Below are 11,934 nucleotides of genomic sequence, written 5' to 3' on the forward strand. Positions count from 1 at the left end.
GCGGCGACATGCTCGCCATTCTCGCCGTTTTCGACGCGCATCTTGAACAGCAGCGTCCCGCCGACGGCTTCAAGCGCGCCGCCGACGACTTCGGCAAATTCATCTTCGGAAACGGTTTTGATGTCCGGCGCCAGATCGTCCAGACTTTCGGCAAGCGTGCTTTCGAGGGCTTTTTCGTCGAGCTGCGCGTCCATGCGAACCACTCCATTCGCCAATCTCACCCAGCCCGTTAACGAAACTTAACGGCGAGGATGGCCGGATTATGGCGGTTTTCCCGGTTCTTCGATCCATCCACGGGCTTCGACTTATGGCGGCTGGACAATCCGCCGGTTCGTTCCACAATGTGCGGAACAAACGACGCGAATGCGCAAAGGGGAGGAAATAGATGCTCGGATTGATGCAGGAATGGCCGCTGCTTTGCCACAAGCTGATCGACCACGCCGAACGCCAGCACGGCAGCCGGGAGGTCGTGTCGCGTTCGATCGAAGGTCCGATCGTGCGCACTACCTTCGCCGAAATCCATCGCCGGTCGCTCAAGGCGGCGCAGCGGCTGGAGCGTGACGGCTTCGTGCTCGGCGATCGCATCGCGACCCTTGCCTGGAACACGACCCGCCATATCGAAGCCTGGTACGGCATCATGGGCATCGGCGCTATCTACCACACGCTCAATCCGAGGCTATTTCCCGAGCAGATCGCCTGGATCATGAACAAAGCCGAGGACAAGGCGATCTTCGTCGACCTCACCTTCGTACCGCTCCTGGAAAAGATCGCCGGCGCGGTGAAATCGCTGCGCCGGGTGATCGTGCTGACCGACCAGGCACATATGCCGCAAACCTCTCTGGCCAATGCCGTCGCCTACGAGGAATGGCTGGCCGAGGCCGACGGCGATTTCGCCTGGAAGACGTTCGACGAGAACACCGCCGCCGGCATGTGCTACACCTCCGGAACGACGGGCGACCCGAAAGGTGTGCTTTACAGCCACCGCTCCAATGTCCTTCACGCCATGATCGCCGCCATGCCCGACGCGATGGGCCTGTCGACGCGCGATGTCGTCCTGCCTGTGGTGCCGATGTTTCACGCCAACGCCTGGGGCCTCGGCCAGAGCGGGCCGATGATCGGCACCAAGCTGGTGATGCCGGGCTGCAAGATGGACGGCGCCTCGATCTATGAACTGCTCGACACCGAAAAGGTGACGTTCAGCGCCGCGGTGCCCACCGTCTGGATGATGCTGCTGCAATATCTGGAAGAGACCGGCAAGAAGCTGCCCTATCTGAACAAGGTCGTGATCGGCGGGGCGTCCTGTCCGCGCGCCATCACCGCAAAGTTCCAGGATGATTACGATGTGCAGGTGGTGCATGCCTGGGGCATGACCGAGATGTCGCCGCTGGGGACGCTCTGCACGCTGAAGCCGCAATATCAGACGCTGACCGGCGAGGCGCGGCTGGATGTCCAGGGCAAGCAGGGTTTTCCGCCCTTCGGCGTCGAGATGAAAGTGACCGACGACGATAACAACGCGCTGCCCTGGGACGGCAAGACCTTCGGGCATCTCAAGGTGCGCGGTCCGGCGGTGGCCCGCGCCTATTATGGCGGCGCCGGCGCCGAGCAGTTCGATGCCGACGGCTGGTTCGACACGGGCGATGTCGCCCATATCGACGCCAGCGGCTACATGCAGATCACCGACCGCGCCAAGGATGTCATCAAGTCCGGCGGCGAATGGATATCGACCATCGACCTGGAGAATCTCGCCGTCGGCCACCCGGACGTGGCGGAGGCGGCGGCGATCGGCATCCCGCATTCGAAATGGGGCGAGCGGCCCTTGCTCGTTGTCGTGCGCAAGCCCGGTCGGGAGCCGAGCAAGGGCGACATCCTCACCTTCATGAGTGGCAAGGTGGCGAAATGGTGGATGCCCGACGACGTCGCCTTCGTCGGCGAAATTCCGCACACCGCTACCGGCAAGATCCAGAAGACCAGCCTGCGCGCCCAGTTCAAGGATTACCGCCTGCCGACGGATTGACGAAAATGTTCGATCTTCCGGCTTCAAGCCCGCGCCAAAAACCGCTAACTCTCGGCCCGGGTTGGGACGATACGGCGAAGAATGGCATCTATTCCTGAACGGCAGACGTCGAGGGCGGCCGGCTGGTCGCGGCGGATCGGGGCATTTTCCCTCGTCCTTCTGCTCACCGCCGTTGCCGGTTACCGACTCGGATTCGTCGAGACGCCGCCTTTCCTGTGGGTGCTTGCGGTCGTCGCGCTGCTGGCGGCGCTCGCCCTGTTGATGGCGGGTCTCGGCCTGTCGAGGGTCTGGAGCTTCGGCGATCGCGGTGGCCGCGATCTCAGCGTCGGCGCGCTGCTGGCGCTGCTGGTTCTGGCGCCCTACGGCGTCGCCGTCTACTGGGCCACGATCTACCCGCCGCTGCGCGACATCTCGACCGATCTCGACGACCCGCCGGTCCTGGACACCAGCGACCGGACAAGCGACATGAACGAGCTGTCGCCGCCGACCCCTGGCGAACAGAGCCTGCAGGCCGATACCTATCCGCTGGTCAGCGGCCACAGCTACAATCTGCCCTTCGAAACCGTCGTCGACGCTGTCGAAACCGTGCTCGACCGCCGCGACTGGCAGCTGACGGCGCCTTATCCCGACATCAACGGGCAGAGCGAGGCGACGATCAATGCGCTGGCCAAGGGCTTTGTGCTCGGACTGCCGGCCGACGTCGCCATCCGCGTCACCGACGATGGCGAGCAGGTCATCGTCGACATGCGCTCGGCCTCGCGCTACGGCCGCTACGACCTCGGCGACAACGCCGCCCGCATCACGGATTTCCTCGGCGAGCTGGACCAGGAAGTCGCCGGGCAGGTTGGCGCGGCGCCGGCCGAGTGATCAGCCGGCGGGACTGAAAATGCCGTCGATCGCCGGGTCGCCTTCGGTGGCGATCAGGCCGCGCGCGGCCAGATCCTCGAGATGGGCGAGCACCGACAGCCCCGCGGCGCCGTGCAGGCGGGGGTCGGTGTCGCGATAGATCGCTGCGACCATCTCCCTGATCGTCCGGTCGCCAGCGCGGATGCGCTCCAGGATCGCCCTTTCACGCATCTTGCGATGCGTCTTCAGGCCGCGCATGAACCTTTGGGGCGCGGTCACGGGCCCGCCATGGCCCGGCAGCAGCAGACGATCCTCGCGCGCCAGCAGCCTGTCGAGGGAGCTCATATAGTCGGCCATGGCGCCGTCCGGCGGCGCGACGATCGAGGTCGACCAGGCCATGACATGGTCGGCCGAAAACAGGATGCCGGTTCCCTCGAGCGCAAACACGGCATGGTTGGCGGTGTGGCCGGGCGTCAGCATGGTGCGGATCGCCCAGCCGTCTCCCTCGGTCAGGGCATTGTTGGCCAGCGCGATATCGGGCACGAAGGCCAGGTCGGCGCTGGCGTCGAGCGGATTGACCTCGCCGATGCGCAAGGGCCGTGCCGGCCGGTGCGGGCCTTCGGCAAGCGTCGGCGCGCCGGTGCGCTCCTTCAGCCGTGCCGCCAGCGGCGAATGGTCGCGATGCGTGTGGCTGACGAAGATGTGGCTGACCGGCCGGCCAGCGATCGCCGTGAGCAGCGTTTCGAGATGCGCGTCGTCTTCCGGCCCCGGATCGATCACCGCCAGCGTGTCGCGACCGACGAGATAGCTGTTGGTGCCGTGGAAGGTGAACGGACTCGGGTTTCCCGCAGTGATGCGCAGCACATCCGGCGCAACCGTGACCGCCCGGCCGTAGGCCGGGTCGAAGCTGGTATCGAACTCAAGCGCCATGCCGGATTCCTTTGCAATGCGGCAAAATGATTGCCGCCCGATACGGAAGCCAATATAGGAAATTCAATGCATGTCGCCCAAAAGTGCGCAGCGGTTTTGGGACAACGACATGCATCAAGAAAGTTTTTGAGCATGTCGCCCAAAAGTGCGCAGCGGTTTTGGGACAACGACATGCATCAAGAAAGTTTTTGAAGCCAGCAAATCAGCCACCCAATGAATCAGCCAGAATGAGGAAGACCATGGCAATTGCAACCACGATGCGTCCGCTCGTTTCTCTCACTCTGCCGGAGCGGGGCGCCGCGCGGCTCGCGACCCAGCTCTTCCTGGCGCTTGCCGGAACCCTGCTGCTCACGCTTTCGGCCAAGACCAAAGTGGTGCTCGGCCCGGTCGACATTTCGCTGCAGACGCTCGCCGTGCTGCTGATCGCCTCGGCCTTCGGCCTGCGGCTGGCCGTCGCGACGCTGCTTCTCTACCTTGCCGAAGGCGCTTTTGGCTTGCCGGTCTTCCAGGGCACGCCGGAAAAGGGCATCGGCATCGCCTATATGCTGGGCGCGACAGGCGGCTATCTCGCCGGTTTCGTGGTCATGGCCGCGATCGCCGGCTGGGCCGCCGACCGCGGCTGGGACCGCAGCCCGTTCAAGCTGTTCGGCGCCATGCTGACGGCGGAAGTCGTCATGATGGCCATGGGCTTTGCCTGGCTGGCGATGCTCATCGGACCGGAAAAGTCCTGGCAGTTCGGCGTCCTGCCCTTCATCGCCGGCGACCTGATCAAGGTGGCCCTGGCCGCCAGCCTGGTGCCGGCCGTGTGGGCGTTGCTCAAGCGCGGCTGATCGCGATCGACGAAAGAAGGGCCGGCGGGCGACAAGCGCCCGCCGGCCCTTTTTCATGCCGCAGTCGGATTTCGCTCGAAACCACCGCGTGCCGGATGATAGAAAGTGGAACCAGCGTCAGGAAGGAAGCAAACCCGACATTGACAAGCCGGTGCCCGAAACCTAAGCACGGGCAACTTGGCATCGAGGCGGGGGCCGCGGTAGTTCAAGGAGAGCTTGTTGAAAGGAATTATCCTTGCGGGCGGCAGCGGAACACGTCTTTATCCGCTAACATTAGCTGTATCTAAGCAAATACTGCCGATCTACGACAAGCCGATGATCTACTACCCGCTTAGCGTGCTGATGCTCGCGGGAATCCGCCAGATCCTCGTCATTTCAACTCCGCGCGACTTGCCGGTGTTTCAGGCTTTGCTGGGCGATGGTTCGGAATTCGGCCTGGAGCTCTGCTATGCCGAGCAGGCGGAGCCCAATGGTCTCGCCGAAGCCTTCATCATCGGTCGCGACTTCATCGGCAAGGACAGCGTGTCGATGATTCTCGGCGACAATATCTATTTCGGCGGCGGCCTGTCGCAGCTCTGCGGCGAGGCGGCTGCGCGCGACGGCGGCGCCTCCGTCTTCGCCTACTATGTCGACGATCCCGAGCGCTATGGCGTGGTCTCCTTCGACAAGGTCACCGGCAGGGCTTTGACGATCGAGGAGAAGCCGCAAAAGCCGAAGTCCAACTGGGCCGTGACAGGTCTTTATTTCTACGACAACAACGTCGTCGACATTGCTTCGACCATCCGCCCTTCGGCGCGCGGCGAGCTCGAGATCACGGCGGTCAACAATGTCTATCTCGAGCGCGGCGAGCTGCATGTCCACCGCCTCGGCCGGGGCTATGCCTGGCTGGATACCGGCACGCATGACAGCCTGCTCGAGGCCTCGTCCTTCGTGCGCACGATCGAGCATCGCCAGGGCATCAAGATCGCCTGCCCCGAGGAGATTGCGCTGGAGCAGCGCTGGATCAGCGCCGACGAGGTCCTCGATCGCGCGGCGCGGCTCGGCAAGAACGAATATGCGGCCTATCTGCGGCGGCGGGTCGCCGATCTGATGGAGGATCAAGGTGCTTGAGGTCAGGACGCTCGGCCTGGAGGACGTGCTGGAGATCGTGCCGAAGCGGCATGGCGACGCGCGCGGCTATTTCTGCGAGACCTGGAATGCGGAGCGCTTTGCCCAGGCCGGTATCGACCTGACCTTCGTGCAGGACAACCATTCCTACTCCGCGGCCGCCGGCGTCCTGCGCGGCTTGCACTATCAGTTACCGCCCCGCGCCCAGGACAAGCTGCTGCGCGTCGTGCGAGGCAGCGTCTTCGATGTCGTCGTCGACATCCGCCGGTCTTCGCCGACTTTCGGAAAATGGTCGGCTTTGGAGGTGTCGGCCGAGAAGGGAAACCAGATCCTGGTGCCGAAGGGATACGCGCACGGCTTCGTCACGCTCGTCCCGGACACCGAGATTCTGTATAAGGTCACCGATACGTATTCGCCGGAGCATGACCGGTCGATCCGCTTCGACGACCCCGCCATCGGCATTGCGTGGCCGTCGCTTGCCGGTGACTTCCAGCTCTCGGACAAGGATCGCAAGGCGCCACCGCTGAGCGAGGCAGAGGTTTTCGCGTGAGGGAAGAGGGCAGGCTGAATTTTCTGGTCACCGGCGGCGCCGGCTTCATCGGCTCGGCCGTGTGCCGGCACCTGTGCGCCAACCCGGCCAACCGCGTCACCAATCTCGACAAGCTCACCTATGCCGGCAATCTCGCGTCGCTGCGGCCGATCGAGAACGCGCACAACTATCGCTTCGAGCAGGGCGACATCTGCGACGAGCGCGCGGTGCTGGAGATATTGCGCCGCGACGACATCGACATCGTCATGAATCTGGCCGCCGAAAGTCATGTCGACCGCTCGATCGACGGCCCCGGCGCCTTCATCGAGACCAACATCGTCGGCACCTACCGCATCCTCAATGCGGCGCTGGAATACTGGCGTGGGCTGTCCGAGGAGCGCAAGGCGGGCTTCCGCTTCCACCATGTCTCGACCGACGAGGTCTTCGGCGACCTGCCTTTCGACGGCGGCATGTTCGTCGAGGAGACGCCCTATGCGCCGTCCTCGCCCTATTCGGCGTCGAAGGCGGCGTCGGACCACCTGGTGCGGGCCTGGCACGAGACCTACGGCCTGCCGGTGGTGCTGTCCAACTGCTCGAACAATTACGGCCCCTACCATTTCCCCGAGAAGCTGATCCCGCTGGTTATCCTCAACGCGCTCGACGAGAAGCCGCTGCCGGTCTACGGCGCCGGCGCCAATGTGCGCGACTGGCTGTTCGTGGAGGATCACGCGCGGGCGCTGGAACTGGTGGCCACCAAGGGGCGGCCGGGCGAGAGCTACAATGTCGGCGGCAATTCCGAGCGCACCAATCTCGGCGTGGTCGAGGCGATCTGCGATCTTCTCGACCTGAGGCGGCCGCGCGCCGGCGGCAAGCGCTATCGCGACCTGATCACCTTCGTTACCGACCGTCCTGGACATGACCGCCGCTATGCGATCGACGCCTCCAAGATCGCGCGCGATCTCGGCTGGGCGCCGCGCGAGAATTTCGACAGCGGCCTGGCCAGGACCGTCGACTGGTATTTGGACAACAAATGGTGGTGGGGGCCGATCCGCGAGCAGCGCTACGCCGGCGAGCGGCTGGGCCACGGTGCGGCCGCAAACAGCCAGAACAGTCCGGTTGCAGGCAACCCGGCCGGGATCGCGGCCGAGAGCAGGAAGGTGACCACGTGAGGCTTGCCGTCACCGGACGCGAGGGCCAGGTCGCCGCAAGCCTGGTCGAGGCGGCGCGGGGCCGCGAAGGCGTGGAAGTCGTCGCCGTCGGCCGCCCGGGGCTCGACCTTGCGCGGCCCGACACAGTGCTCGCGGCATTGGAAGCGGCAAGGCCGGACATCGTCGTTTCCGCCGCCGCCTACACCGCCGTCGACCAGGCCGAGGACGATAAGGACCTGGCCTTCGCGGTGAACGCCACCGGCGCCGGCAAGGTGGCCGAAGCCGCGGCAAGGCTCGGCGTCCCCGTCATCCATCTGTCGACCGACTATGTCTTCGACGGCGCCAAGGACGGCGCCTATGTCGAGACAGACGCCACCGCGCCGCTCGGCGTCTACGGCGCCTCCAAGCTCGCCGGCGAGGAGGCGGTGGCCGCCGCCGATCCGCGCCACATCATCCTGCGCACGGCCTGGGTCTACAGCCCTTTCGGCAGGAACTTCGTCAAGACGATGCTACGGCTGGCGGCCGATCGCGACGAGATCGCCGTCGTCGCCGATCAATGGGGCAATCCGACCTCGGCGCTCGACATCGCCGACGCCATCCTGCATGCGGCGGCGAGGCTGCGGGACGACAGGAATTTCGCCGCCTTCGGTGTCTACCACCTGGCGGGCGAGGGCGACACCAACTGGAGCAGCTTTGCCCGCCACATCCTCGACACAAGCCGGGCGTTGGGTGGCCCCTATGCGAAAGTGCGCGATATCGCCACGGCGGATTATCCGACCAGGGCGAGGCGCCCGCAAAATTCGCGGCTGTCGAGCGCGAAGTTTGAGGGTGTGTTCGGGTGGCGAGCGCCGGGGTGGCGGCAGGCGACGGAGAAGGTTGTTCGGCGGCTGGGGCGCAGCGAGACGAAACAGGCATTGAGTGCATGAACGAAAATCCATCACCGGAGCAACTGCGCGATGCGACCGCGCAGCCGGCGGACCAAGCGGCGCCAAAGAAGCGCGCTAAAGCCAGGTCAGCGAAGACGAAGCCGGCGAAGCGCATATGCGTCATGGTGCTCGGCATGCATCGCTCGGGCACGAGTGCGCTGACGAGGGTGATCAGCCTAGTTGGCGCCGAGCTACCGAAGAACCTAATTTCAAAAGACAGCAACAATGCGACTGGTTACTGGGAACCGGCAGCATTGAACGCTCTCAATGATCAGATGCTTGCGGAAGCCGGTAGTCGCTGGGATGATTGGCGCGCCTTCGACGCGGCCAACCTTGGCAAGCCTCGTGCCCAATTCTACCGCGCGGAGATCGCTCGCATCCTGGAGGAAGAATACGGTGAAGCTCCGCTCTTCGTACTGAAGGAACCGCGGATATCTCGTTTTGTGCCGTTCTACGCTGACATCCTGAAGGCGATGGAGATCGATGTTCGCTATGTATTGACTGGGCGTAACCCGCTTTCGGTCATTGCCTCGCTCGGCAAGCGAGATGGCTTCACACCGGGGTTTGGGGCGCTTCTATGGTTGCGCCACGAGTTGGAGGCTGAATCCGCCACACGCGGCAAGCCGCGTGTCTTCCTCTCCTACGAAGCGCTTATGCAGGACTGGCGTCCTGAAATCCGGAATATAGCGGATGTGCTGGCCATCGGCCAACCATGGACTGTGGACGACATTGCGGCCCATGTGGATGCCTACCTCTCGCGAGAGCATCAGCACCATATCGCAGGCGGTGCACAACTTCTGGCCGACGAACGCATCGCCGACTGGGTCAAGGACACCCATGCCGCCTTGACCGCGCTTCGTAACGACGGACAGGACGCTGAGGCGCTTGCCACGCTCGATAGGGTAAAGGCCGAATTCGACGCAGTATCGCCGATCTTCGGGGACGCATTCTTTCCCGAGCTTGAGGCACGACAGCGGATCTCGGCGCAAGCGCAGGCCGACCTGCGAATGGTCGCAAACGACAGCGCTGAACTGGCCCGGCAACGTGCCGACGAAATTGAGACTTTGACCGCTCTGGAGCGGCAAAGACAAGCCGACTGGGGCGAGCGCGAGGCACAGTTCGCTGGAGAGAAGGCTGAACTTCATCGCTTAATTGGCGAGCGCGACGCCGAAGTCACGCGGCTCGTGCCAGAGGCCGAGCAAAGCATGGCCGAGATTGAAAGGCTTGGTGAGGAAACCGCGCACAGATTAGAGCTCCAGGAATATCAGACAGCTTTTGCCAAGGAATTGGCGGGTCTGAAGTCTTTGGCTGATCAACGCGCGCTCCAGATCGAGCAGCTGCAGAACCAAGCTAGCCAGGCAGCGACTATACAGTCTCATCTGCAGGCCGAGCACGACAGATTGCGTTGGCAGGCTCACGAGAGCACAGCCAGATACGAGGAACTTGAGCGCGAGAACGCCGCTCTTCGCGCCAACGCAACCGGGCTGGAGATGGACCGCGATCACGCCCGTGCCGAGGAAAAGCGGCTGCATGATGTCCTTGACGCGGTGTATGGCAGTACGTCTTGGCGAACGACGCAGCCAGTTCGTGCTATCGGATACGGTATCGCCGCGGTTGCGCGTATTCCTGTGTCAGGTCGTAAGCGTTTGAGCCGGGCAGCCTACGCCTCTTGGCATCGGCTTCCTATGCCGACGGCCGCAAAGCAGAAGTTTAAAGGCGCTGTTTTCCGTTTCTTTCCGTTTCTTTTCAAAAGGACGACCGCCTATAGGGCCTGGCGGAGTTCCAACTCTTATGATGGTGGATTAGCGGCAATTGCCAGCACAGCACCTGTCGGCTTGGGCGCGCCGAAGCCCACACACGTTCCGCTGCTGAATGCCGAGCCAGTGGCGAATAAGCCGGTGCGCGTAATTGCCTTCTATCTTCCGCAATTCCATCCAATCCCGGAAAATGACGAGTGGTGGGGTCAGGGTTTTACGGAATGGGTCAATGTCAAACCCGCGCAGCCACAGTTTTTGGGACATTGTCAGCCCCATGTGCCGGGTGAGCTTGGCTACTACGATCTCAGAGACAAAGCGGTGCAACGCCGCCAGATCGAATTGGCGAAGTTATACGGAATTGAGGGCTTCTGCTTTTATTTCTATTGGTTTGCAGGAAAAAGGCTACTCGAAAAACCATTGGAGAACTGGCTCAACGACAGGGATTTGGATCTTCCATTCTGTTTGTGTTGGGCCAACGAGAACTGGTCCCGCCGGTGGGACGGGCTCGACAGCGAGATCCTCATAGCTCAGAATCATTCGCCAGCGGACGATCTCGCTTTTATAAAAGAAGTGGCGCCCTATCTGCGCGACCCTCGATATATCCGAATTGACGGCAAGCCGGTGCTTTTGGTTTACCGGCCGAGCTTGCTGCCGGACGCCAGCGAAACGGCCTCGCGCTGGCGCCAATGGTGTCGTGATAACGGCGTCGGCGAAATCTATCTCGCTTACACTCAATCCTTCGAGAAGAACGATCCGAGACACTATGGCTTCGATGCCGCAGTCGAATTTCCGCCGAACAACTCCGCGCCCCCGAACGTGACCGGTCAAGTCGTGGGCCTACGTGACGACTTCGCGACGACTGTCTATGACTGGGCTGTCTTTCCGGAGCGCAGCGAAGCATATCCTCCGCGTGAGTACAAGCTGCTCCGTTCCGTCTGCCCAGGCTGGGATAATACCGCCCGTCGCAAGAATAACGGAACGGCTTTCATCAACAATACGCCAGATCTCTACAAGCGATGGCTCGAAAACGCCGCTAAGGACACAATAAACTGCATCGACGAGCCGAGTGAAAGACTGGTCTTTGTCAATGCCTGGAACGAGTGGGCAGAGGGCGCGCATCTCGAACCGGATGCGCAGACAGGCTATGCTTACCTCCAGGCGACCCGCGATGCATTGGAGGCAGTGGGTCGTGAAGGGAAAAGCATCGTTGTAGTCTCGCACGACGCACACCCACACGGCGCGCAAATGCTCGCTATGAACATGGCACGAGGTTTCGGTGAGCTTGGCTTCAAGTCCGAGTTGATCACCCTGGGCCACGGCAATCTGCTTCCTCGCTTCGCGGAAGTGGCCAATGTGCATATAATCGACCTTGCGGCGGAACCCGAGGCAAAGGTGTTGGAGCGCCTTAAGGCTATCCGACGCGGCGGGGCCGAGATGGCGGTGGTCAATACGACGGTCTCCGGGCTTCTCGTTCCCTTGCTGAGGAGAGCAGGCTTTTGCACCGTCTCGCTTATTCACGAACTGCCGGGCATCTTGAAATCCCACGGGCTTGAGCGGAATGCTGCCGCGATCGCGAAACACGCCGACGTTTTGGTCTTTCCCGCCGAAATTGTTCGATCCGGGTTTGAGAATTTCGTCGGCAGGTCAACCGGGCGAGCGGTGACTCGTCCGCAGGGTTCCTATTTTCGCACGCCATTTCGAGAAGAAGATCGCGTTGCGGTGCGGGATCGGGTGCGCAAGAGACTCGGCCTACGCGAGGACGCCCGCATCATTCTGTCGGTCGGATACGGGGACCACCGCAAAGGGCTCGATCTTTTCGTTGACGCCGGGCTCAAGATAACAAGGGC

At 62.8% G+C, this 11,934-nt stretch carries 9 protein-coding genes and 1 pseudogene; 8 read left to right on the plus strand and 2 right to left on the minus strand.

The features are described 5' to 3' along the window. Window positions 1–194: pseudogene (locus tag EOA27_RS06385) on the minus strand (hypothetical protein); the annotation flags it as partial. A 191-nt stretch (window positions 195–385) separates the two neighbouring features. Here EOA27_RS06385 and EOA27_RS06390 point away from each other — a divergent pair. Together EOA27_RS06390 and EOA27_RS06395 are read left to right on the plus strand one after the other, a co-directional pair. Next, window positions 386–2,014 (plus strand): fatty-acid--CoA ligase, encoded by a 1,629-nt coding sequence (locus tag EOA27_RS06390; RefSeq protein WP_127255767.1) that lies wholly within the window; start codon window positions 386–388, stop codon window positions 2,012–2,014. Between the two features lie 81 nt (window positions 2,015–2,095). Then, window positions 2,096–2,881, plus strand: coding sequence for a DUF1499 domain-containing protein (locus EOA27_RS06395; protein WP_126078449.1), 786 nt, complete (start codon window positions 2,096–2,098; stop codon window positions 2,879–2,881). On the opposite strand, the gene EOA27_RS06400 is transcribed toward EOA27_RS06395, so the two are convergent. Then, complete coding sequence (locus EOA27_RS06400; RefSeq protein WP_126078448.1) at window positions 2,882–3,790, minus strand: MBL fold metallo-hydrolase; 909 nt, start codon at window positions 3,788–3,790, stop codon at window positions 2,882–2,884. A gap of 239 nt (window positions 3,791–4,029) precedes the next feature. On the opposite strand from EOA27_RS06400, the gene EOA27_RS06405 reads away from it, so the two are divergent. The 6 genes from EOA27_RS06405 to EOA27_RS41455 form a co-directional block, all read left to right on the plus strand. Further along, a complete protein-coding gene (locus tag EOA27_RS06405) occupies window positions 4,030–4,620 on the plus strand; it encodes a biotin transporter BioY (RefSeq protein WP_126078447.1) in 591 nt (196 codons plus the stop codon). A 219-nt stretch (window positions 4,621–4,839) separates the two neighbouring features. Then, window positions 4,840–5,730, plus strand: coding sequence for a glucose-1-phosphate thymidylyltransferase RfbA (gene rfbA / locus EOA27_RS06410; protein ID WP_126078446.1), 891 nt, complete (start codon window positions 4,840–4,842; stop codon window positions 5,728–5,730). Further along, window positions 5,723–6,277, plus strand: coding sequence for a dTDP-4-dehydrorhamnose 3,5-epimerase (gene rfbC, locus EOA27_RS06415; protein ID WP_126078445.1), 555 nt, complete (start codon window positions 5,723–5,725; stop codon window positions 6,275–6,277). Before rfbA ends, rfbC begins: the two co-directional genes overlap by 8 nt. A gap of 14 nt (window positions 6,278–6,291) precedes the next feature. Continuing rightward, a complete protein-coding gene (rfbB, locus tag EOA27_RS06420; RefSeq protein ID WP_189343329.1) occupies window positions 6,292–7,425 on the plus strand; it encodes a dTDP-glucose 4,6-dehydratase in 1,134 nt (377 codons plus the stop codon). Further along, window positions 7,422–8,330, plus strand: coding sequence for a dTDP-4-dehydrorhamnose reductase (rfbD, locus tag EOA27_RS06425; protein WP_126078444.1), 909 nt, complete (start codon window positions 7,422–7,424; stop codon window positions 8,328–8,330). The genes rfbB and rfbD overlap by 4 nt, the downstream gene beginning before the upstream one ends. After that, the coding region (locus EOA27_RS41455) for a glycoside hydrolase family 99-like domain-containing protein (RefSeq protein ID WP_210214140.1) at window positions 8,327–11,934 on the plus strand (3,608 nt) is incomplete at its 3' end. The genes rfbD and EOA27_RS41455, both read left to right, overlap by 4 nt.

The sequence above is a fragment of the Mesorhizobium sp. M2A.F.Ca.ET.037.01.1.1 genome, from assembly GCF_003998075.1.
GTDB lineage: Bacteria > Pseudomonadota > Alphaproteobacteria > Rhizobiales > Rhizobiaceae > Mesorhizobium.